21 protein-coding genes are annotated in these 23,196 nt (G+C 49.9%); 8 read left to right on the top strand and 13 right to left on the bottom strand.

The window, feature by feature from the left end; genetic code table 11:
• Window positions 1–109: 109 nt before the first annotated feature.
• The 3 genes from D568_RS20985 to D568_RS0105480 form a co-directional block, all read right to left on the bottom strand.
• Window positions 110–2,704, bottom strand: coding sequence for an EAL domain-containing protein (locus tag D568_RS20985; protein WP_020208580.1), 2,595 nt, complete (start codon window positions 2,702–2,704; stop codon window positions 110–112).
• 232 nt (window positions 2,705–2,936) lie between these two features.
• Complete coding sequence (locus D568_RS0105485) at window positions 2,937–3,857, bottom strand: carboxylesterase family protein (protein WP_157497631.1); 921 nt, start codon at window positions 3,855–3,857, stop codon at window positions 2,937–2,939.
• A gap of 18 nt (window positions 3,858–3,875) precedes the next feature.
• Window positions 3,876–4,355, bottom strand: a complete 480-nt coding sequence (locus D568_RS0105480; protein ID WP_020208578.1) for an Lrp/AsnC family transcriptional regulator — start codon at window positions 4,353–4,355, stop codon at window positions 3,876–3,878.
• Between the two features lie 269 nt (window positions 4,356–4,624).
• On the opposite strand from D568_RS0105480, the gene leuA reads away from it, so the two are divergent.
• The 4 genes from leuA (at window position 4,625) to D568_RS0105460 (ending at window position 9,538) form a co-directional block, all read left to right on the top strand.
• Window positions 4,625–6,310, top strand: coding sequence for a 2-isopropylmalate synthase (leuA, locus tag D568_RS0105475; RefSeq protein WP_020208577.1), 1,686 nt, complete (start codon window positions 4,625–4,627; stop codon window positions 6,308–6,310).
• Between the two features lie 312 nt (window positions 6,311–6,622).
• Window positions 6,623–6,922: a GGDEF domain-containing protein gene (locus tag D568_RS22225; protein ID WP_083915304.1), complete on the top strand. Its 300-nt coding sequence runs from the start codon at window positions 6,623–6,625 to the stop codon at window positions 6,920–6,922.
• A 180-nt stretch (window positions 6,923–7,102) separates the two neighbouring features.
• On the top strand, window positions 7,103–8,323 hold the full coding sequence (locus tag D568_RS0105465; RefSeq protein WP_020208576.1) for a GGDEF domain-containing protein: 1,221 nt from the start codon (window positions 7,103–7,105) through the stop codon (window positions 8,321–8,323).
• Window positions 8,324–8,401: 78 nt separating this feature from the next.
• Window positions 8,402–9,538 carry a pectate lyase gene (locus D568_RS0105460; RefSeq protein WP_020208575.1) on the top strand — a complete coding sequence of 379 codons (1,137 nt, stop codon included), beginning with the start codon at window positions 8,402–8,404 and terminating at the stop codon, window positions 9,536–9,538.
• A 6-nt stretch (window positions 9,539–9,544) separates the two neighbouring features.
• On the opposite strand, the gene D568_RS0105455 is transcribed toward D568_RS0105460, so the two are convergent.
• The 4 genes from D568_RS0105455 to glyQ form a co-directional block, all read right to left on the bottom strand.
• Window positions 9,545–10,168, bottom strand: coding sequence for a lysophospholipid acyltransferase family protein (locus D568_RS0105455; RefSeq protein ID WP_245551596.1), 624 nt, complete (start codon window positions 10,166–10,168; stop codon window positions 9,545–9,547).
• Window positions 10,169–10,320: 152 nt separating this feature from the next.
• Window positions 10,321–10,878: a D-glycero-beta-D-manno-heptose 1,7-bisphosphate 7-phosphatase gene (gene gmhB, locus D568_RS0105450; RefSeq protein ID WP_020208573.1), complete on the bottom strand. Its 558-nt coding sequence runs from the start codon at window positions 10,876–10,878 to the stop codon at window positions 10,321–10,323.
• 9 nt (window positions 10,879–10,887) lie between these two features.
• Entirely contained in the window at window positions 10,888–12,966 is a 2,079-nt protein-coding gene (gene glyS, locus D568_RS0105445; RefSeq protein ID WP_020208572.1) for a glycine--tRNA ligase subunit beta, read from the bottom strand.
• A 3-nt stretch (window positions 12,967–12,969) separates the two neighbouring features.
• The gene (gene glyQ, locus D568_RS0105440; protein WP_020208571.1) at window positions 12,970–13,917 is read right to left on the bottom strand and encodes a glycine--tRNA ligase subunit alpha; all 948 of its coding nucleotides are present in this window, start codon (window positions 13,915–13,917) and stop codon (window positions 12,970–12,972) included.
• Between the two features lie 212 nt (window positions 13,918–14,129).
• On the opposite strand from glyQ, the gene D568_RS0105435 reads away from it, so the two are divergent.
• From D568_RS0105435 to D568_RS0105420, 4 genes are read left to right on the top strand one after another with little or no spacing between them, the layout of a single operon-like run.
• Window positions 14,130–14,999, top strand: coding sequence for a lysophospholipid acyltransferase family protein (locus tag D568_RS0105435; protein WP_020208570.1), 870 nt, complete (start codon window positions 14,130–14,132; stop codon window positions 14,997–14,999).
• Window positions 15,000–15,046: 47 nt separating this feature from the next.
• The gene (locus tag D568_RS20980; RefSeq protein WP_020208569.1) at window positions 15,047–15,787 is read left to right on the top strand and encodes an ATP-dependent zinc protease family protein; all 741 of its coding nucleotides are present in this window, start codon (window positions 15,047–15,049) and stop codon (window positions 15,785–15,787) included.
• Window positions 15,784–17,301 (top strand): inactive transglutaminase family protein, encoded by a 1,518-nt coding sequence (locus D568_RS0105425; protein WP_020208568.1) that lies wholly within the window; start codon window positions 15,784–15,786, stop codon window positions 17,299–17,301. The genes D568_RS20980 and D568_RS0105425 overlap by 4 nt, the downstream gene beginning before the upstream one ends.
• Complete coding sequence (locus D568_RS0105420) at window positions 17,301–18,257, top strand: alpha-L-glutamate ligase-like protein (RefSeq protein WP_020208567.1); 957 nt, start codon at window positions 17,301–17,303, stop codon at window positions 18,255–18,257. The genes D568_RS0105425 and D568_RS0105420 overlap by 1 nt, the downstream gene beginning before the upstream one ends.
• On the opposite strand, the gene D568_RS19360 is transcribed toward D568_RS0105420, so the two are convergent.
• The 6 genes from D568_RS19360 to D568_RS0105390 form a co-directional block, all read right to left on the bottom strand.
• Entirely contained in the window at window positions 18,249–19,337 is a 1,089-nt protein-coding gene (locus tag D568_RS19360) for a DUF748 domain-containing protein (protein WP_020208566.1), read from the bottom strand. The two genes, D568_RS0105420 and D568_RS19360, sit on opposite strands and share 9 nt — an antisense overlap.
• Before the next feature lie 129 nt (window positions 19,338–19,466).
• The gene (locus tag D568_RS0105410) at window positions 19,467–19,826 is read right to left on the bottom strand and encodes a DUF3465 domain-containing protein (RefSeq protein ID WP_245551595.1); all 360 of its coding nucleotides are present in this window, start codon (window positions 19,824–19,826) and stop codon (window positions 19,467–19,469) included.
• A gap of 61 nt (window positions 19,827–19,887) precedes the next feature.
• Complete coding sequence (locus D568_RS0105405) at window positions 19,888–20,241, bottom strand: VOC family protein (protein WP_020208564.1); 354 nt, start codon at window positions 20,239–20,241, stop codon at window positions 19,888–19,890.
• A gap of 40 nt (window positions 20,242–20,281) precedes the next feature.
• Window positions 20,282–20,836 carry a hypothetical protein gene (locus D568_RS0105400; protein ID WP_020208563.1) on the bottom strand — a complete coding sequence of 185 codons (555 nt, stop codon included), beginning with the start codon at window positions 20,834–20,836 and terminating at the stop codon, window positions 20,282–20,284.
• Between the two features lie 14 nt (window positions 20,837–20,850).
• Complete coding sequence (locus D568_RS20975) at window positions 20,851–21,549, bottom strand: class D sortase (protein ID WP_020208562.1); 699 nt, start codon at window positions 21,547–21,549, stop codon at window positions 20,851–20,853.
• A 179-nt stretch (window positions 21,550–21,728) separates the two neighbouring features.
• Window positions 21,729–23,174 (bottom strand): TrkH family potassium uptake protein, encoded by a 1,446-nt coding sequence (locus tag D568_RS0105390; protein ID WP_020208561.1) that lies wholly within the window; start codon window positions 23,172–23,174, stop codon window positions 21,729–21,731.
• Window positions 23,175–23,196: the final 22 nt, after the last annotated feature.

Genomic DNA, 23,196 nt, shown 5'->3' with positions numbered 1-23,196 from the left:
AATTACCAAAAATATCAATAAGTTTTGGTAATTGTTGTTGAGTGAACGTGAAGGGCGTCACGAAGCTTCGAAGAATAACTTATGCCGACAAAATACGCCGATTAAAGTCTTATATTTGTAATGCTTCAACCTGGCTTTGAATGCACTGGCTAAAATCTTTTTCAGAAAGTGGCTTAGCAAAATAGTAACCTTGACCATAATCGCAGTTCCATCCTTTGAGCATGGTCAATTGTTGCGTGGTCTCCACACCCTCGGCAACCACTTCGAGCGACAGTTTGTGAGAGAGGGCGATCATGCTTTCCGTCAGCGCTTCAGGAATTCGCACATCCCCCAGCTTTTTAATAAAGGACTGGTCAATTTTAATGATATCAATGGGAAATTTAGTGAGGTAGCTCAGTGAGGAATAGCCGGTGCCGAAATCGTCGATAGCAATGGTTACCCCCAGAGATTTAATTCGAGTTAACACCCACATGATTCTATCTGACTCTTCAATAAGCAGGCGTTCTGTGATCTCGACGGTAATATCGAGATGCTGGGATGCTCGCGTTAATAGAGCCAACCATTGGTCCAGTGCGTTGTCTTTGCTGGAAAAAACACGCGGGGAGACATTAATGGAAAGCGCAATAGGGTAATCGAATTTCTTCGAAAGCGTGTTGATGTAATGGCTGGAGGCCTGTAAGACAAAACGGTCAATCTCATTGATACGGCCTGTTTCTTCAGCGAGGCTGATGAATTCATCGGTTGGTATCCATTCGCCATTGTGATTCCACCTCACCAGTGCTTCGCATTTTTTAATTTTATTTTCAGTTAAATCAATGATGGGCTGATAAACGACACTGAATTCGTTATTTTGAATAGCGTGAACTAATTTATTGCTCAGTGAATGACGCTTTTCTGAAATTACTTGCATTGTCTTAGTAAAAAACTGCCATCCGTTTCTACCATTTCTTTTGACTTCATACATGGCCTGGTCTGCATTGGAAACCAGATCTTCCACGGTATTGCCGTCGTCGGGAAACATTGAAATGCCAATACTGGCACCGCAGTAAACCTTATGTTTATCTAGCGTAAAGGGTGCGCTTATAGCATCGATAATATTTTGTGCGATAGAAACTGGAACTTTTGTTTCTTTAATGTCATTAAGTATGACAATAAATTCATCACCACTGTATCGGGCGACCGTATCTGATTGCCGGATACAGTGTTTGATTCTGTGGCCAACTTCTTTTAACAGAAGATCGCCTGCGTTGTGTCCTAAGTTGTCGTTAACGGGTTTGAAATGATCCAGATCAATAAAAAGAACGGCTACTTTTTGTTTGTCTCGATGGCATTTGGTTAACGTTTTGTTGAGACGATTATTAAATAACAAACGGTTAGGTAGGCCCGTTAGTTGATCGTAAATCGCTTGATGTTGAATTTTATCGGTAAACCGTTTTCGCTCGGTGATGTCTTGAACCGAACCTAACACTGAAAATGGCGGTTCAGATGTTTCTATGGGTTTGCCGATTATTCGAATCCAGCGGCCGGATGTAGATGACACCTGTAATTCGGTATCGAAGGTATGCCCTAAGGTTGCATTCGTGATGTAGGCCCGTAACTGGTTTGCTTGAGTTTTGTCGAGTTGTGTCAATACCTCTTCGGTAAGAGGGTTTTGACTGTCGACTTTAATACCAAATACTTTGGCGGTCTGGTCATTCCATAAGGTGAAGCGCAATTGATTTTTTTCGGGCGTTATTTGCCAGCCCCCAACCAACGCTATTTTACTGACCTCCTGTAGTAGTGCCTGATTTTTCTCAATAGTTTGGCGAAAATTTTTCTCGTTATAAAATTGCCGATAACGGTAACCGATAATGATGGTGAGCAATAAAGCAAGCACCGTAAAAGAGATGCGCAACAGCCAAATGGTACCTGATGCATCTTCCCAGCCGCTGCGAGGTTGAGCTGCAAGCAGCCAGCTTCCGGAGCCAACGTCTAGTGTGGTTGTGATGCTTCGTTGGTCATTAAATAGAGCCTCGTCGCCATAAAATACATCACCATTTCTTCCGTACCCATCTTTACCACGGATGGCGATTTTGATGGACAGGTCTTCATTGAGAAGCCCGGCAGCCTGATACAGTTTTTGGGTATAGATGGGTGCGGAAGTAATGCCCCAAAATTGATCATCGCCGGTAAAGACGGTTACGCGGCCGATTATGGCTTCTCCACCTTGCACCATATCGAGCGGCCCTGCGACAACCATTTCACCGCGTTTATCGAGCATTTTAACGGCATTCCATTGTGTATCAGTAAGGCGGTAATTAAGTCCTAAAGCGGCGCGGTTTGTTTCTATGGGATAAATGTGCGTAATAATCAGGTCTCGCGCTGCAGCCATGTTTACCAGCAGAGGCTCTTGGCGAAAAATACTGCTGGCATAGGCTTCAAACTCAGCTTGCGTGATATCTGGCTTCATGCCGATATGTGCGGATAAACCGCTGAGTAGAAAGAGGTTGCTGTTAATAAGACCGCTGAGCCTAGAGCTAAGGCCGGTAAGCTGCTGGGTAACTTGTAGTTGTTTGTTTTGAATATCTGCTTCTTTAAAATATTTCTCCAATATGAATTCGGTGATTAGCACGATAAAGATAACCAACAGGCCGATATACGCCGCTCGGCGGCGCAATATACTGAGCTCTGCTTTCAGGGAGTTGGTTACTTTTCTCAGTGGCATTAATTGGGGCCTCAACGGTGGTTTTGCGGTGAGTACAACTTGCCTCCATCACAATATAGCGCTTAATGGGGGATTATTTAACCGTTGGTAGCGATTGAGGGCCGCCTAACAGTGCTTAGGCGGCATTAGAAAAGTGTGTGTATGGAGTAGATTTGGGGATTTACTTTATTTGCGCTAATTTAGTTACGGTGCCTATGATTTGGTAGCGGTGTAGCGTACAGACAATTTCCAATCAGCGACTTTGATTGAGCAGCCAGTTATAAAAATCATCGCTGCGATACACACGGCGCCACGCATCATGGCCCATATCTTCGTGGGTGGTAAATCGCACTCGAGGGTGACCTAGTTGCTCAAGGCGATTCAGCCCGGGATAGAAATACTGGAGGGGAACCGTGTGATCGCGTCCGCCCGCAAACTGCCATACGGGGATCTGATGTTTTGCGATAGGACCCACGTACGAAGGATGCCCCCAGCCGACCACAGGGGCGATAGCAGCAAACAGTTCGGGATGCTTACTGGCAAGCCACCAGGTACCAAAACCGCCGTAACTTAAACCCGTCAGGTATAAGCGGTTTTCGTCGGTGCGATAGCGGCTTTGCACGGTGTTTACGATGTGCATTAAATCCTGTTCTACTTTGTCCCAGCCCTCTGGTAGTAGAGCCGGAATGCCGGTCATATCTTCGTGGCTGGGAATACCAGACATCGGCTTAGGTGTAGCAAAGTGAGGCTCGCGCGGCGGTACGCCATCTGCCTGGCGCTGTGGAATTTGCGACGCCGAGCGGTTGTCGATATAGCTGATACCGCGCTTGTCCATATCAAACATGTGCAATTGCGGTGAAATAATAATAAAGGGCAGGTCTTTCTTTTGAATCCAGGCTTCGTAGATCGGGCCGTGAATCAAGACGTAGTCCAGCTCGTCTTTGCCGTTACCTCGCTCGCCATTGCCGTGTAAAAATAAAATCACGGGCCATTCTTTATCCGCTTTGGCATCGTAGCCTTTGGGCAAATAAAGAAAGAAATCTCTCTGTTTATTGTCAACGCTACTGGTGTAGCTAATGCGCTCCAGTTTGGGTTCGGGGGCTGCCGCTTGCAGGCTAACAGTGGTTAGCAAGGAGGCGGCAAAAGCGAGCAGTGTAGTTACTGATTTCATCATGGCATTTAAGGTGATTGGTTATGCTTTATGTTGTATGGGCAACGCCGTAGTGCGTATTGGAGATTTGAGCACGAACGATGACTCTACACCGTTAACGCCCTCAGTGCGAAGCAGTTTGCCCAATAGAAACTGTTGGAAGGCGTCCATATCGTCGACGATTACTTTCAAAAGATAATCGGCGGACTGACCGGTAATTAAGTGGCATTCCAGTACTTCCGGATAGCTGGCAATGGCTGCTTCAAAGTGCTCGAATCGCTCGGGTGTGTGTTTATCCATACTGATATGGATAAACGCGGTCAAGTTCAGGCCGAGTTTGCGGGCGTTAAGCAAGGCCACATAACCATCGATTAAACCCTCTTCCTCTAGTTGGCGCACCCGGCGCAGGCAGGGCGAAGGGGATAGGCTGATGGCGTCAGCCAGTTCTTGGTTGGATATACGCCCATCGCGCTGTAAGCGCTCTAAAATCATGCCGTCATAGCGGTCAAGTTGCGTAGCCAAACTATCATCCTTTTCTAAATTTCACGTATCCGAATGGTAGCGCAACATTATGCTAATTAATGTAAATAATTCAGGGTTTTCGCAATCATCTGCCGGGGGGGCTTTTTTATACTGTGTACATCAGGAGGTCGCAGCAAGTTATACCCTAACTTAATGTGGCAGAGCCACAAGCTCGGTAGCTAAGCCCTGAGATTCTGGGTGATCCTCAGGTCAGGGTTAGCGCCACTCCACCATGTAAAGCATCGCCTTTCTAAGGCCAGGAGAACACAATGTTAGATCAACCACAGAACAAATATCGCCGGTTTGCGCCTATCGATCTGCCCGATCGTCAGTGGCCCGGCAACACCATTGAGTGCGCGCCCATCTGGATGAGTACCGATCTGCGCGATGGCAATCAGGCGCTGATTGACCCTATGTCTGTGGCGACCAAACTAAAGTTTTTTCTGGCCCTGGTAAAAATGGGTTTTAAGGAAATCGAAGTGGGATTTCCCTCGGCGTCGCAAACGGACTTTGATTTCGTACGCTTGCTGATTGAGGAAAACCACATCCCGGCGGATGTCACTATTGAAGTGTTAACCCAGGCGCGCAAAGAGCTGATTGACCGCACAGTGGAGTCATTGCAAGGGGTTCATCGCGCGATCGTGCACATGTACAATCCCACCGCACCAGATTTTCGCGACATTGTGTATCGCACCGATAAAGCCGGTGTGAAAACTATGGCCGAGCAGGGCACGCAGTGGGTGAAAGAGGCCGTTGCACAATACCCTGACACCGAGTGGGTATACCAGTACTCACCCGAAGTTTTTTCGGGCACCGAGCTGGATTTTGCGAAAGAGGTGGTCGATGCGGTCAGCGAGGTTTGGCAACCCTCCGCAGCGCGCAAGATGATCGTTAACTTACCGGCAACGGTAGAGATGTCGACGCCCAACACCTACGCCGATCAAATTGAGTGGATGCATCGCAACTTGAAGCGGCGCGAGGCGATTATTTTGAGCGTACACCCGCACAACGATCGCGGCACCGCGGTAGCCGCCGCCGAACTTGCTGTAATGGCGGGTGCTGACCGGGTCGAAGGCTGTTTGTTTGGCAATGGCGAGCGCACCGGCAATGTGGATTTAGTCACCTTGGCGCTCAACCTTTATACCCAGGGTATTCACCCTGGGGTGGACTTTAGCCAGATTGATCAAGTGCGCCAGTTGGTAGAGCAGTGCAATAAGCTGCCGGTACACCCCCGCCACCCTTACGCCGGTGAATTGGTGTTTACTGCTTTTTCGGGCTCGCATCAGGATGCGATTAAGAAAGGCTTTGCCGTACAGCAAACCGACGAGCCCTGGCGGGTGCCTTATTTACCGATCGACCCTGCTGACTTGGGCCGCAGCTATGAATCTGTGGTGCGGGTAAACAGCCAGTCGGGTAAAGGAGGCATTGCTTTCTTATTGGCTCAGGAATATGGGTTGGATATTCCCCGTCGCTTGCAAATAGAGTTTAGTCGGATCGTGCAGCAGTACACAGACAAGACGGGAAAAGAGGCGAACAGTGCAACGATTTTCGAGTTATTTGAGCGTGAGTACCTCAGCGACGCTGGCAGCTTGTCTTACCGGCATAATGAACAGCACAGTCGTGATCAAGAGGTCACCATGGCTGTAGATGTCAGCCTCAACGGTGAAGAGCGTCGCTTAACGGGGAATGGCACGGGCCCCATAGATGCCGCCGTTAACGCATTGAAGCCTTTAATTGGTGACATTGTGGTGGTTGATTACCACGAGCACGCTGTTAAGGGTGGAGGCGCTCAAGGTGAAGCGGTTGGTTATATTGAGTTGCGCGTAAACGACTCTGATCCGGTGTTTGGCGTCGGACGTGACGGCAGTATTGTTGCTGCTGCTTTGAAGGCATTGGTTAATGGTGTTAATCGCTGTCTTGTCCTCGACGAGGAGCTGCGGATTCACGCGTCTTAATTTGGCAGGCCGACGCCAACGCCTCGGCCTTACAAAGCTCTTGCTGCGAAATTACTTTTCTTCCGTAAATTCAATTCTGCTTACGCCATTGTTGAGGATGGCGTAAGTGCTGGGTACATTCATTTTGTACCTCCACCGAATGATTTAGCCCAAACAATGGTTGTGGGTTTTAAAGAGTTTAGATTAATTGAAGGGTAGCTTTGAGCTACCGGCTACCTCGTGAGTATCGCCCCCCGAAGTTTAATAACATTACCCTAGTGGGTATAAAATTAGGTGAGTGTCTGTGTTCAGTGATTGAAGCCAACGTGAGGCTTGATCTGGATCTCTAATTGCTATGGCCTCACCAAGGTCTTAGACAATTTTACCTCGATTGAAGGCGTTTGCGCTTTGTGGATGGTAGATATAGATCACTTTGAGCGTATTAATGATTGCAGAGAACCCCTGGAGGGCAATCAAGTTATGGTTCATGTGGCAGAAGTTCTTACTTCGCCGGTAAGAGCACTCGACATAGTCGTACGCTGGGGGGCTTTATCTTGTTATTACCGGGAACAGATGGGCAGGAAGTTGCTGCACTGGCAGAGTGAGTTCGCATTGTTGTGGCTGACTCGATAAAGGCTTTACGACGTTAAATTTAAAAAATGTTGCATATTGCGCCAATCTTGCTGCTAGACTGTCAGATGTATTATTCAGCGGAGGCCACATGTAGCGGTACAATTCAAAGGCGGATATTCTCGACTATTACTGGCACTTCTGCTGACAGTCGTTAGCATCATGCTTCATCCATATTTGCCCATGCGCAAACTGGATTTACTAGCGTTTCCAGATCGAGTGACTTACCTTTATTACGATCAAGTAGAGGGCGGTGGTACCAGCGGCGCGTGGCTTGATGATACCGGTCTGGCGTTTCGCTGCTACCGCGAGGATCCTGCCAAACCCTCAATATATTGCGGTCTTAGTATTGAGTTATTAACCAGTACTGATGACTTATCCCAAGGCATAGACCTGTCTGGTTTCGATAGTCTCCTTCTTGATATTGACGTTAAAAGCACTCAGCCTCGTTTAGCCATAATACTGCGAAATTTTTATCCGAATTATTCACAGCCTGATGATATAAACACTGTTCAGCATCAAGTTTTGACTCTGCGTCGTGGAGATTTGGCTGAACCATTAAAGATCAGGTTTTCTGAGTTTAACGTATCCGAATGGTGGTTGGTTAATCGGGACGTACCTAGAGAGTTAACACTTCCCAGCTTTAGCAATGTCATTGTTCTCGGGGTCGATCTTCGAGACAACCTCGGCCCAGGCAATCATGAGGTGAGAGTTAATCAAGTTACAGCGATAGGTGAATTGGTGAGTGCGGAGCGCTGGTATTTAGCTCTTCTCATTATTTGGGGGGTAGGTTTAACAGTCTATGCTATATATCGTTCGGTTCACTGGCGACACAAGGCACACGGCAAACAAAAAGCGCTTAACTCTCTTGTTAATAAGCATCGTGAACTACGGCATGAAGCGCGTGAACTTAAATACCTCTCTGAGCGAGATCGTTTAACCGGCTTGCAAAATAGAATGGGACTGGAGTTGGCGTATGAGCGATTGGATAAAGAGTCGAGCGCTCCTACGGCAGTCATGTTATTGGATATTGACCATTTTAAATTAATCAACGATCGCTATGGCCATGCAGAAGGCGATAGAGTCATCTTTGAACTCGCCCAGCTTCTCAAGAGCAGTGTACGCTCTAGTGACATTGTGTCTCGTTGGGGGGGAGAAGAGTTTTTGTTAATTTTGCCCAACACTGAGTTACCTCAGGCTTACCAATTGAGTGAGAAAATACGTAGACGAGTCCATGATGCGTGTTGGTTTGACAACAATAAGTCCAATGTCACAATCAGTATCGGCGTCGTTGGTTTGCGGTGTGATGAAAGTCTTTCGCAGGCTTTTTCCCGGGCGGATACATGTCTGTATCGCGCCAAATATTCGGGTCGAAACCAAACAGTCACCGAAGAAACGATATAGTTTTGAATTACGGTAAAGTTTTAGCTCTCTTGTCCCGAGTGGGTTACAATATTTCGTCTGTTCCGCAAGACTGACGTTATGAGATTCATTAAGTCCTCTTTTGTATTCTTTTCTACCTTATTAATACTGTCACTGTTAAGCGCCTGCGCACATGAAAAGCCGGTTTATCGGCCAATACTAACAGAAGGTTTTGCGGACTCCATCGAGCGATGGAACAGCCACCACCCAGATCGAGAAGTTGATCAATACGATAAAACTCAGATACTAGCCATTGCCGATAACTTGTTGCTTATGCAGCGAAATAATGGTGGCTGGCCTGCTCATACCAATCCGTTTCGTCAACTCAGCGGTGATGAAAAGCTGCAGTTATTGAAAGATCAAAATGCCGCTGACGCGAGTTTTATTGATCACAACGTGTTTCCACAAATTTATTATTTATCTCATGTGTATTTGCAGACAGGTGATGTTCGTTACCGGAATGCTGCACGCCGTGCTTTGAGATTGACGATTAACGCGCAACTGTACAACGGGGGGTGGACAGATCGTGCGATTGTCAGTACCAAACTAGATGGACCACATCTCTCGGTGGATACAAGGGTTACCTTAAACGCATTAGTATTTTTGCGTAAAGTTGCCTCTGGCAGTATGCCTTACGGCTATATTTCATTTGAAACGCGGCGTAAAGCGGCCGATGCAGTACGTAAAGGTGATGCGTTATTACTGCGTTTGCAGCAAGCACATAATAGTCGAGCCAGTATTTGGGCCAGCGCTTACCAATTAGAGACAAACTTACCTGTACCGGGCAGGGGGGAGCACTTAGCTGGCCTGAACACGCCACTTAGTGTGGAAATCAGCCGCTATTTTATGAAAATTAATCGTCCGCCAGTGGAGGTAAAAAGGGCGGTACAGGGCGCCTATAATTGGTTTGTGAGTAACACACTGCAGCGTTGGCAAATACGTTATCGAGATCAACAAGAAAATAATAATGTATTAGAACCACCGAGGTCAGAGATGAAGTTACCTCTCAAGCCTATGTGGGCACTGCGATACGACCTTAAAACCTCAGAGCCTCAGCTTGCATGTGCCAGTATTAATGCGGCGACTAACTGGTTAGAGCATTCAAACGAAATAGGTGATTGGCCTATAGACTTGCTGGGTGAAGAGTATTCAAACTGGCGCACTCAGAATATCCAGCAGGATATTCCTACACTTTAAACGGGCTTAATGACTCTTGGTTTTGTGTCGTTGCAATGGGCTGTAAATACCATCGTCCCGAGCCAACGGTAAATTGGCAATTTGTTGCTCGGTCCAGATTTTTACCTCTTCGGTGAGGGTTTTACGGTCACGCCCTTCGGTGCTTATGGCCTCGCCGATGACGACGGTAATAGTACCTGGGTACTTTAAGTAGTGTTTATGGGGCCAACATTCGGCCGCGTTGTGGGCTACCGGTACCACAGGTACCTTGGCCCCGCAGGCAATGTCTGGCCCGCTTTTAAAGTAGGTGCCAACCTCGCCTAAAGGCATACGCGTACCTTCGGGAAAAATTAACACACTGACCCCTTCACGCAGGCGTTCAATGCCTTTGGTTTTTACATCTTTCAACGCTTGCATGCGGTTGCTGCGGTCAATAGCGATAGGTTTGAGTGTGGCCAGGCCCCAACCGAAAAAGGGAATACGCATCAGCTCTTTTTTAAGGATGGTACTAATGGGGGCCATGTAGTATTGCAAAAACATGGTTTCCCACGTGCTTTGGTGCTTTGCCATCACCACCACCGGGTGTTCTACAGTCTGGCGTTGATCGATTACTTTAAAACGAATATTGCAGGTCACACGCAGCCACAACATTACAAACCGGTTCCAGCAGGTAATGATCCGCCAGCGCCATGAGTAAGGCATGAGAGGCCAAATTAAGATCGCTAAGCAGCCAAAAAAAACGCCGGTAGAGTAGTAGCCGATGTTGAACAATGTGGTGCGAAGGTAAAGCAAAGGCAAGATCCTTATGAGGTGAGCGTGTCCACAGCTTGAGCAAGATTGGCGAATACCTCGACGTCTCGCTCATCAAGGTAATACACATCGTCGGCTTGGCGGAGCTTGTTTAAGGTGGTTTCGCCTTTACCAGTTGTTACCAGCATTAAGCGGCATCCCTTGGCGGCGCCGGCTTCTAAATCTCGCAGGCTGTCACCGATAAAAGGTACATCCTGCGCGCTGGTGTTAAATTCTGCTTCAATGGCATCAATAAGCCCTGGCAGTGGTTTGCGGCATTTGCATTCATCATCGGGGCCGTGGGGGCAGTAGAAAATAGCCCCTAACTGGCCCCCGGCGGCTTCCACCAGTTCGGTTAACTTAGCGTGCATGGCTTCTAAGTCATCCAAATCAAATAAGCCGCGTGCCAGCCCGGATTGGTTGGTGGCAACCACCACCGTATAACCCGCCTTGTGCAAACGGGCAATGGCCTCAATGCTGCCTTCGATCGGGGTCCACTGCTCGGCCGAGCGCACGTAATCATCGCTGTCGTGATTGATTACACCGTCGCGGTCGAGAATAACCAGTTGCATAAAATGCCCTTAGCCTTTGGCGGGTGCCAATAAGGAAATGTCGGCCACCTGTAAAAACAAGCCGCGCAGTTTGGCCAGCAGTGCCAGGCGGTTGTTCTTCAGCGCTTCGTCATCGGCCATCACCATCACCTGATCGAAAAAGGTATCCACTGGCTCACGCAGGCTGGCCAACTCTGCCAGGGCATCGGCGTAACGGCGCTCGGCAAACAAAGGCGCAACGCTCTCGGCTTTGTGGGCTACGGCTTCGGCCAATTGCTGCTCGGCAGCTTCACTCAGCAAAGCATCATTGACCTGCTCGCCGGGTGCGCTGTCGAGTTTACCCAGAATATTTGAAACGCGCTTATTGGCGGCGGCCAGCGCTTGCGCTTCATTCATCTGGGCGAAGGCGTCAACGGCCAGCACGCGAGCGTTAATATCCAGCGGGTGGGACAGTTCTTTGGCGGCCACGGCCAGATACACTTCGGTAGCGATGGCGTCTTCTTCGTACCAAGCGCGAAAACGCTCCAGCATATAGGACAGAGCGTCATCGACGGTGGCTGCCGGATCTTTGATGTTGCTACCGTGGGCCGCTACGGCGGCTTCCAGTAATGCGCGCAAATCAAGGTTAATGTCTTGCTCAACCATCAGGCGCAGCGCGCCCAGGCTGGCACGGCGCAGGCCGAAGGGATCTTTAGAGCCGGTGGGCTTTTGCCCGATCCCAAAAATACCGCTAATGGTATCCAAACGATCGGCGAGGGCGATGAGGGTGCCGGTTTGTGTTTGCGGTAATTTGTCGCCAGCAAACTTAGGTAAGTACTGCTCGGTTAATGCCTGAGCCACTTCGGCGTCTTCACCGTCGTTGATGGCGTAGTAGTAGCCCGCAATGCCCTGCATTTTGTCGAATTCCAGCACCATCTCGGTGACCAGATCCGCCTTGGACAACTCGCCGGCGCGGCGCGCCTTGCTGGCATCGCCACCAAGTTGTTCGGCGATCCTGGAAGCCAGCTGCGCGATACGTTCGGTTTTATCAAAAATGCTGCCAAGCTTGGCTTGGAAGACAATGTTTTTTAAGCGCTCACGCTGGCTTTCCAGGGTGTGCTTTTTGTCGGTCTCAAAGAAAAAGGCCGCGTCGGATAAGCGTGGGCGAATCACCCGTTCGTTGCCATCTATCACCTGCGCCGGATCTTTCGATTCAATATTGGCCAGGGTAATAAAGTTGGGCTTGAGGTTGCCTTCGCTGTCCACAACGTGAAAATACTTTTGATGTTCCGCCATGGACGAGATCAACGCCTCGGCGGGTACCTGCAAGAAGCGCTCTTCAAATTTACCCGTGAGGGCCACTGGCCACTCCACCAGTGCGGTCACTTCGTCCAGCAGGTCTTCATCGATCACGGCGGTGCCGTTAATAGCGGAAGCTTCGCGGTTAACTTGTTCAATAATCAGCGCTTGACGCTCGGCGCGATCCACCAGCACATAGGCCTGACGCAATGCTTCCGCGTAATCGCAGGCGTTAGCCAGAGAAATTTCTTCATTGTGATGGAAGCGGTGACCGCGGGAGTTGCGGCCCGAGCTGACACCCAAAATTTCGCCTTCAACCACCTCTGAGCCATACAGCATGACCACCCAGTGCACCGGGCGAACAAATTCCGTGCGTGAGGCGCCCCAGCGCATACGCTTGGGGATGGGCAGTTTGGCTAATGAGTCGCTGATAATTGCGGCGATTAAATCTGTGGCTTGTTCGCCGCCGGCCTGTTGGCGTGCGACTAACTTGTCGGCCTTGCCATCGTTTTCCGTGGTGAGCTGATCGACGCTTAAACCGTTTTTGGAGGCAAAAGCTTCGGCAGCTTTGCTGGGTTTACCTTCAGCATCAAATGCGATTTTGGCCGGCGGGCCCCACACGGTCACTTCTTTGACCGGGGTGGCTGCTTCCAGGCTTTTAATTAAAAAGGCCAGGCGGCGCGGCGCGCAGTAGCTTTGGATGGCGGTGTAATTCAGCCCGGCTTTTTTAAGACCTTCTTCTACACCCGACTGCAGCGCAGCGCTAAGGGATTTAAGGGCGACGGGGGGAAGCTCTTCGGTGCCCAGTTCAAACAGAAAATCGGCAGACATGTGTTATTGCTCCTCCGCGGCTAAAACTTCCTGGCGCAGCGATTCCTCAGCCAGAGGGAAGCCCAGAGATTTACGGGTATCAAAGTAAGCCTGTGCTACGGCGCGGGCCAGGGTGCGCACACGCAGAATAAACCGCTGGCGCTCTGTGACCGAGATGGCGTGGCGGGCATCCAACAGGTTAAAGGCGTGGGAGGCCTTCATCACCATTTCATAGGCGGGCAGAGGCAGGTTGGCCTCGACCAGACGCTGGCTTTCGCGCTCGCAGACATCGAAGGTCTGGAACAGAAAATCCACATCCGCCTGTTCAAAGTTGTAGTGGGACATTTCCACTTCGTTCTGGTGGAACACATCCCCGTAGGTCACTTTGTCGCCAGTGGGGCTGATGGTCCAGACCAAATCGAAAATAGAGTCAACGCCCTGCAGGTACATTGCGATACGCTCAAGCCCGTAGGTGATCTCGCCCGTGACCGGGTAGCACTCAAGTCCCCCCACTTGCTGAAAGTAGGTGAACTGGGTCACTTCCATGCCGTTCAGCCAGACTTCCCAACCCAGGCCCCAGGCACCCAGGGTGGGGGACTCCCAGTTGTCTTCCACAAAACGGATGTCATGAATACTGGTGTCGATACCCAGCTCGCGCAGCGAACCCAAGTACAGCTCTTGGATATTATCCGGCGAGGGTTTTAATACCACCTGAAATTGATAGTAATGCTGCAGACGGTTGGGGTTTTCGCCATAGCGACCGTCGGTGGGGCGGCGGCAGGGTTGCACATAAGCGCTGTTCCAGGTCTCGGGGCCGATGGCGCGCAGGAAGGTAGCCGGGTGAAAGGTGCCCGCGCCCACTTCCATATCCAGTGGTTGCAGAATCACGCAGCCCTGGCGGGCCCAGTATTCCTGCAGGGCGAGAACCAGCCCTTGAAACGTGCTTACATCGGCTTTGGGTCTATCAGACACAGGGTAAGGCCTCCGGTGTGTGCAAAATATGATCGGGCTTGTGGCGGCCCGCGTAAATCGAAGGGGCGAATTATAGCGTCACAACAGGGCTATTGGTATGGCACTGGTACAAACTGGTGGGGATTTAACGCCAAACTGTGGCGATGTGCTTTTCGCTGGCACAAAAATTCCGGTAAGCTTCACCCTCTTTTATATCTGGGCAGGAGCTTTCCTTGAAACAACGTGTAGTGCTGGCGCTGGTTAAGGGCATAGGTTGCCTGCCTTTATGGCTTGCCCGTAGCCTGGGTGCTTTGATTGGCTGGATGCTTTGGGTCACTAACTCCAGAGCCCGACGAGTGACACAAACTAATCTGCGCTTGTGTTTTCGCGACATGCCAGAAGCTGAGTTGCGCTCTCTGGCACAAAAAAGTCTGATCGAAACGGGCAAAGCCGGTGCAGAAATACCCGTGATCTGGCGTCGTCGCGACAGCTGGTTGCGGCAAAAAGTGGTGGAGTACGAGGGTACAGAGCTTTTGCGGCGTTCAATTGAGCGAGGCAAAGGGGTCATCATGCTGACTCCGCATTTGGGCGACTGGGAAGTGCTGCCCTGTATCATTGCTCTGCACGGGAAAATGACCATTCTATACCAACCACCTGGCGACTCGGCGTTGGATGAGTACATCTGCCAGGCCCGCAAGCGGGCGCACCTTGAGCTTGCTCCCACTAACCGCCGGGGTGTGGCTTCTCTTATTAAGGCGTTACGTAAGGGGGAAATGGTAGGCATATTGCCAGATCAGGTTCCCGACCCAGGTAATGGCGGTCTTGAGGTGCCGTTTTTTGGTGAGTCGGCGCTGACCATGACCTTGGTACACAGTCTTATACGCAGCACCGAGTGTGAGGTTTTAATGTGTTATGCCCTGCGAGTGCCAGGCGGTTTTAAAGTGGTGTTTAGCGCTTGCGACAGTGACATTTACGCAGAGGAGGCAGAGCGAGGAGTAAAAGGTCTGAACTTGTCTGTGGAACAGGCGGTACGCCAAGCACCTACGCAATATCAATGGGAGTACAAGCGTTTTAAAAGTCGATCAGCGGGCGAGCCTTACTGAAATGCGGTCGAAAATATTGAATGACAACAAAATTAGAGGTGAAAAAAATGTCAGTTTATAAGCGGCTGATCGCAGCGGCTTTGATGGTGTTAATGACAGGTTGTACTAATCATTATCGATTGGTAAAGACGACCGATCTCGATTCTGTCAATCAATGTGCCATGGTTTCTGATCACAATCATCAGCAACTTTTACTGCAGCAGCAAGAATTAGCATCGGGTATGCAGCAACTGCAAACCGATCTTGATGCGACTCGCGAGCAAATACAAACCCTTAAACCTATAGCTGCGCAATGCCCAGACGCGGTTTACCTTCCTCAGGAGAAACCATCGCAGCCCGCTGTTACAGCGATAGAGCAATCGGATAAGCAAATCGTCGGTGCGGTAGAACAATTGCGGTTTGAGGACCTGAGCATTGAAACCCGTGGACGAATCGATACCGGTATTGCCACGGCTGTTTTACCTGTCCGTGACCTGCAACCCTTTGAGCGCAATGGCGAAGCCTGGGTGCGGTTTTTGTTTGTTGCCGACAGCGGCAAAGAGCAGCAAGTAGAGCGAAAAGTAGTACGACAAGCGAGTTTAAATGGCAGTGATAAGCAGCGACCCGTGGTGCGCTTGCGTTTCACTCTCGGAAGCATTACTCAGCACGGCGAGTTTATTTTGACGGACCGAAAAACCGATACTCAGGAGTTGCGACTGGGACGACTAGTGTTGCGGGACGTGATGGTTGTGGATGTGAGCCGAGACAATATTGCACCTTTGCCCGAACTTGAAGAGGCCGCCCAATGAAAATGCAGCGCATCCCGTTTTATGCAATGGTGATGGGGCTTATTATCGCTGGCCTGATTACGGCGTGGCTAAGGCACACGACCACAGAAGTGCCTTTTTTACCGGGTGAACAAAAGCCCGTCTGGTTGATTGAGGCGCGTATAGATTTTGTCGCCACCGGTGGACAAACCACGGTGCGATTAGACTTACCCGATGCGCCCCCTGGCTTCCGTTTGATCCGCGAACAAGCGGCCTCACCCGGGTATGGTTTTGCGGTATTGGACGATAACCAAAACCGCCGCGCGGAATGGACTCGCCGTCAAGTCGCAGGTCCACAAACTCTTTACTACAACGCGCAGTATTTACCTGTGAGTCAAAATAGCTCAGCTATAGAGGCCGAGCCGCCACAGGTAGCGGAGGTTTTTTGGGATGAGCCCGAGGCTACCGCCGCTCGTGAATTGCTGCGAGGTGCGCTATCTCGCTCGACTACACCTGCAAGTACCGCCCGTGAGCTTATTAAATTACTGAGTCCAAACTCGCCCGATCAAAATGCGCAACTGTTATTGGTTGCAGAACCTCAGCGCTCACAGCTTTTGGTGAAACTACTCAATCAAGCCGGTGTTGCGGCCCGCACCGCGCTTGGTTTGTATTTAGAGGATGCTCGTCGGCGCCAAAACTTAACGTCTATGGTGGAGCTATACACCGAAGAGGGCTGGTTGTTAATAAACGCCACTACGGGCGAACAGGGCGTACCCGAAAATTTGCTGCTGTGGTCACGAGGTGAGTATTCCCAGCTGGATGTGATTGGTGGGCAAAACTCACGCTTGAGTTTTTCAATGATTAAGCAAACCGTACCGGCAATGGCGTTGTCGCAGGTGCAATTTCAAGACAATATTTTCAGCATGCTGGGCGTATACAGCTTACCCATTGAAGAGCAGAGTATGTTTAAGCTGCTATTTCTTTTGCCTTTGGGCGCCCTGGTGGTTGTGTTTATGCGGGTGATGGTGGGTTTGCGAACTGCCGGCACGTTTATGCCAATCCTTATTTCCCTGGCTTTTTTACAAACGTCACTCATTCCGGGCTTGATCAGTTTTGTGTTGATCGTGGGCTTTGGTTTATTACTGCGTAACTACCTTTCTTATCTAAACCTATTGTTGGTTGCGCGTATAGCCACGCTGATTGTGCTGGTAATTTTCCTCATCTCTATTTTGAGTCTGGTGGGTTATCAGATGGGTTTAAATGCGGGTATTACCGTCACCTTTTTCCCCATGATTATTATTGCTTGGACCATTGAGCGGATGAGCATTTTGTGGGAAGAAGAGGGTGCTCACGAAGTCTTAATTCAGGGCGGTGGTAGTTTGTTGGTGGCGGTAATTGCTTATCTGCTAATGAGTCTTACCGTAGTAAACCATTTGAGTTTTAACTTTCCCGAATTAAATTTAATTATCCTTGCGCTGATTTTAATGATGGGGCAGTACACGGGTTATAAACTGTCAGAGTTGCGACGTTTCCGTTCCATGGAGCAGTTTGATTAATGTTTATCAGCCCTTTTAAGCTGCGGCGCATGGGTATGTTGGGCATGAACTGCCGCAACCGGGATTTTATCGGCCGTTATAACGATCGACGGCTTTACCCTTTGGTGGATAACAAGCTGGAAACCAAACTGCTGGCGCAGGAGCATCAGGTCGCTACTCCGCAGCTTCGTTTTGTGGTGAAAGAGCAACACGAAATCAGTCAGATTGAAAAATCATTAGACAAATTGTCTGGATTTGCCATCAAGCCGGCAAAAGGTTCTGGCGGTAAGGGTATTTGGGTAATCGTGAAACGCGATGGCGCGGATTTTATTAAGTCCAGCGGTGCAAAAATCACTCTTGAAGATATTCGCCGTCACATGAGTAATACCCTTGCCGGGTTGTATTCTTTGGGCGGGGTCAGTGATGAAGTGCTCGTCGAAGATCTGATCGAATTTGACGACTGTTTTGATGGTTTTTCTTTTGAAGGCGTGCCGGATATTCGCGTAGTGGTGTTTCGCGGCTTTCCAGTTATGGCTATGTTACGGCTGGCGACTCACGCTTCGGACGGCAAGGCCAATTTGCATCAGGGCGCTGTAGGCGTTGGTTTGGATTTGGCAACGGGGCGCTGCCTGAACGCCGTGCAGTTTGGCAAACCCGTGTACGAGCATCCGGATACCAAGCGGTCTTTAAAAGAAATCAAAGTGCCTGATTGGCGAGGCTTATTGTGCTTGGCATCGCGTTGCTATGACATGACAGGATTGGGCTATATAGGCGCCGACCTGGTGCTGGATGCCAACCGCGGCCCTGAATTGTTGGAATTAAATGCGCGCCCGGGGTTGGCGATTCAGGTGGCTAACGGTTTTGGGTTGTTGCCGCGTTTGCGCCATATCGAAACATTAAAAGATAAGCACTATCGCACGGCAGAGGCTCGGGTGGATTACGTAATGCGGGAGTTTGCCGCTAAAACTTTACTCTGAGTCGTCGGTTAACGGCGTCAGTTGATTAAAGCGCGATTCTACCGCTTCGACGAACGCGTTTTTAACAATCCCCCACGCCGCTTGCCAGGAGTTTAGCCGAGTGTCATTCAGGGTGCCCTCCACTTCGATTTCGGTGGCGAGCTTATTCGTTTCCAGGTTAGTGAACAACAGGCCGAGAAAACCCATTAAGCTCTCCCAGGTCAGTTGGAACGGGTTGTCCCCCTGATTGACAACGTCCTGTTGCCAGCTGGCGATATTCACATCTTCCATTAACGGCTTGATATAACCGGACAACTTGCCGGCTTCGGCTTCAATTTCTGTATAGAGCTCTATTTGACCGGATTTAAAATCGATACTGCCATAGGCTTGAGAAAAATCGTTCAGCTGGCGCAGCGCAATCGGGTCCGTTTTGGCAGCGAACATAAAATCATCGTGCTGAAAGGGATCGAATTCGGCATGGGCCTCAATCGCAACCTCTGAAAATAATTTCGCTGTTAGTTTGGCATTGGCCACTCGTCGGCCACGTTGATCTTTGACGTTAGTCAGGTTGGACACTGTGGCATTAATGTCACTTAGTACAATATCCACCTTGGGAGTTGTTTCTTCATTGGCAAAATGAATGGTGCCGTTGTTGATATCCAACTGGTTTAACGTGGTGGGTAGAATTTCTTCCAGCACCGCCAGCCAGTTGGTTCCCTCACCGACTTGTTGATTGTCATCGGACCGAGTATCCAGAAGGTTTAACCGTGGTTGGTTTAACGCTGCATCCACCAGCAGTTCGCCGTGGCGCAGGGCTAACCAGCTGACACTAATGTCCAAACTGTCGCTGTAGTAAAAAGGCGTTTGGGGAGATTTCTCTTTTAAATGAATATTTAAGTTATTGAGTTGATATGCGCCTTTAAACAGCCGCACCCGCACACTTTTCACGGTACCGGTATAGCGGCCCATATCCTTGAGAACATAGTTATTCAGGTAGTGTTTGGCGGCGGCCGGTATCGCCAGATACAAAGCGACCAGTAGTAACCCCAGCACAGCTGTAGCCGCGACGAATCGTTTTGAGTTTTTGGACAACGCTGACACTGAATTCACCTTCACAAATTCTGATAAGAAATCAAGTTTTGTGCCAGCGAAATACGGGTGATATTGGCCGAGTGGGTGTCGAATTTAAGAGTATTGATGTAGGCTTTGCAAAATTGATGTAATTCCGGCTTACCAGTACTTCTTTTCCCCGTGAATAATCCAGCCGTGGGGGTGGCGGGCTTGAGGATCCTTGTGAGTCCAGTGTACCAAGCCGCCTTTAGGGTTCCAGATGTATTCGCCGTAGAATTCCACTGAGTCGGTTACCGCTAGGTTTTCGATACGCGGTGCAATATCGATATTGTGCACAATCAATAAAGAAGTGCCGTCGCGAACATGGATAATAAAGCGTTGGTGTCGAGAGCCTTTGGTGTCGTCGGGCAGAAGGTGGGTAACCTTCCCCTTACCGTGCACTTGAACTTCTGTCGCCTGGTTACGCCAGAGCTCCGCGAAGTTACTTGGTGTATCAGCCTGTTGGCAAGCTGAACCCAAAAACGTCAGCAATAATGCGAGACCAAAAGTCAGGCCCAAGCGGTTGTTGCGACGGTGAAGGCTAGCGATCGGACCAGACAGCGAATTCGCTGCCTCCAGGTTCGGTAAAGTGGAAGCGTCTGCCGCCGGGAAAGGCGAAAGTGGCTGCGCAGATCGTGCCGCCTGCAGCAATCACGGCTTTTTCTGTCTGCGCCAGATTCTGACTGTAAAACACGATCAGGCAGGAGCTCTGAGCACCGCTAGCAACAGTCTCAGATAAGTAAAACCCACCCAAGTTAAAGCCGGAGTCAAAGGCGCAGTACTCGGCGCCATAATCGGTAAAACTCCAGTGAAAAACGCGGGTGAAAAATTCCTTGCTTGCGCTCAGTGAACGCGAAGGGATTTCCAGGTAGGGGGCGTGCTGTGAGTTAATCATTGCAAAAGGCGGCGGCCAGTGGCTGGCCGCCGACGGCCACTTAGATGCGCATTTTGCGGCGCAAAATGGTCAGGCCCAGTGCCAGTGAACAGGCCAGTGAACCCAGTAAAGCGTAGAGGGTAACATTCGAGGCGGTAGAAGGTAGCGCGGTGTAGGCTACTTCTTCTTCAACCGCTTCAGGTTCTTTGGGCATGTCATCTACGCTTGCAACAATCGCGAAGCGGTCAGTGGGGATAAACAGCTCTAGAGTCGAGTCACGGGTTAAGGTATGAATGCTGTGTTCACGGCCGTCGATATCGATCTTAAAGTGAGGTGGTAAATTTTTGGTTTGGTAGGTGTCACCGTAGCTACCGTCTTGGTGTTTAAACTGCAAACGAACTTGGTCACCCGCAGAGCGAATATACTTGGCATCCAGTTCTACGTATTCGCGACCGTTCATTTCCACGACACCCATACAGGCGTCGGCAATCTCAGGGTATTCGTTGAGTACCCCAGGCTTCCAATCGATTTCCGAGCATTCCTTTGCCATTGCCGCTGAACTGGCAACGAGTGCAACTCCTAAACTTGCGGTCTTAATACAGGTAGAGATCTTCATAGTCATTTCCTTTTTTAATGAAGTGTTGCAGGTGAGTTTTCTGTGGCCGTTACGATAAATCGCTCCGGTGCACTTCCAACATGGTAGAAAGGGTAGCAAGTGATCAGGGTTAGCTGATTGTGATCGGTGGGGGCGAGCACGCTAACGTTCGAAGGCAAGACAATTTGCAGCTCAGTTACGGTATAGCTTTTCTCACCCTCGAGGGTGGTCACGGCGATACGGTCACCTATTTGAATGTCTTTGAGAACGCGAAAAAAACTGTCTCGGTGCCCGGCAATGGCGGTATTACCACCGCCGGTCACAGGAGCGGTTTTGTCTAACCAGCCCAGACCGCGATTTAAATTGTTGTCGGTCGGCTCGGTAAAAATCGGTGCGCTCAGCCCCAGGCTGTCGATTTTAAGCACCGCGATAATATCGTCTTTGCTTTGTTCAATGGCGCCAAACTGTTCGATGCGTTTGGCGCTCCAGAGGCTGGTGTCGATAGTGTCGGGGTGGTTAAGAGATGGTTGGGGTTGGGTATTGGGATCGGCGGTGGCGGCTTGAGCGCGGGCGAGAAATAAATCTGTTTGCCGTTCTGCCAATGGGCCTTGGCGTAACATCTGTGAGCCCCAAAGGCACAGCAGGCTGATACCCACAAGCCAGAGACCGACTTCGGCAAAGCGGCACATATAAGAGCTTAGTTTCACACGACCCATTGCAGTTTCAGTATCCATTGAACAGTGCTGTTACAGCGAATAACCAGGGTATTGGCCGTTAACTCTAGCATAGAGATAACAAAAACGTATGAACGTTATAATCTTATTCTCTATTTTCTGGCGTAAATAATTGCCTATTAAGAGCTGATAAGGTGACGATGGTTATACCAAGAAGGGTTGTATATGGCTTAAAGGAATTAGCGACGCCAAAAAGCTGGGCTGAAAAGGACGAGTAAAGTGAAGACCTCTAACCGGCCTAGCAGCATGGCAAAACATAAAACCCATTTGGCTGGGCTATTAATATCGCCATAATGGGCGGCAACTTCTCCCATCCCGGGGCCAAGGTTGGTAATACAGGCACCTACGGCAGAAAACGCGGTACGAAGGTCCAGGCCTGTGGCAATCAGCATTAAAAACATGGCCGCAAAGGCGACCACATACATAGCGAAGAACCCCCAGACAGACTCCACCACTCGATCGGGTACAGTTAATTTCCCGACTTTGACGGAGATAACGGCGTTGGGGTGAATCAGCCGATGAATTTCACGCACGCCCTGCTTATACAGTAATAACACGCGAATCGCCTTCATGCCCCCGCCAGTAGAACTTGCGCAACCGCCGACAAACGCAAACAAAAACAGCAAATAGGGTAAAAAGCTGGGAAAGCTTGAAAAGTTCGTCGCAAACCCGGCGGTCGTCATGGTGGAGACAAAGTTAAACGTGCCCAGATAAAAACTGTCGCTAAACGAGTAAGTTTGTGACCCCGCCAGATACGCCACCGTAATGAGAATTCCCACCGTGATACAGGAGATATAAAACCGGAGTTCAGCGTCTTGGAAGTAATGCCGCAGGGACTTTTCTCGCCAGACGAGAAAGTGCAGTGCAAAGTTAACCGCGGCAATCAGCATAAATACCGTACACACCATCATAATGGCGGGCGATTCGTAGTGCAGGATAGAGGCGTCGTGGGTAGAGAAGCCGCCATTGGCGATGGTTGAAAACGCATGGCAAATTGCTTCAAACCAATTCATCCCGGCAAGCTTGTAAGAAAAAGCACAAGCCGCTGTAAACACTAAATACGTCGTGAACAGTGCCTTCGCCGTTTCGGTAATTCGCGGTGTAAGTTTATTATCTTTGACCGGCCCTGGTGCCTCCGCGCGGTACAGCTGCATACCACCAATACCCAGCATGGGCAAAATGGCGACCGCGATAACAATAATACCGATACCACCCAACCACTGCAGTTGTTGGCGATAAAACAAAATGGAAGGAGGCAGGGTATCCAGCCCGGTGATAACCGTCGCCCCGGTTGTCGTCAGGCCAGAAATGGATTCAAAAATGGCGTCGGTTATGGACAGCTCTAAACCGTTGGAAAAATACAGCGGTAGTGCCCCGAAGGTACCCAGTACAAACCAGAATAAAGCGGTTACCAAGAAGCCGTCGCGAGTGCGTAAATCGGCTCGGCTGCGATACACCGGAGCCCAGATAGCCAAACCCGAACCAAAAGCTAATGCAAAACCCCACAAAAACGTCATGTAATTGTGGTCGTTGAACCAGAGGCTGACGCTGATAGGCAGCAGCAGCGTCAGACTGAACATCATCAGCAATGTGCCAAGGACTCGGGCGATTACCGCAAAATGCATTTGGCCTCCGCGGGCTTCATGG

The organism is Gilvimarinus chinensis DSM 19667, from assembly GCF_000377745.1.
Taxonomy (GTDB): Bacteria; Pseudomonadota; Gammaproteobacteria; order Pseudomonadales; family Cellvibrionaceae; genus Gilvimarinus; species Gilvimarinus chinensis.
The sequence above is the reverse complement of the archived record's forward strand: the minus strand, read 5'-3'. Positions and strand labels throughout refer to the sequence as shown.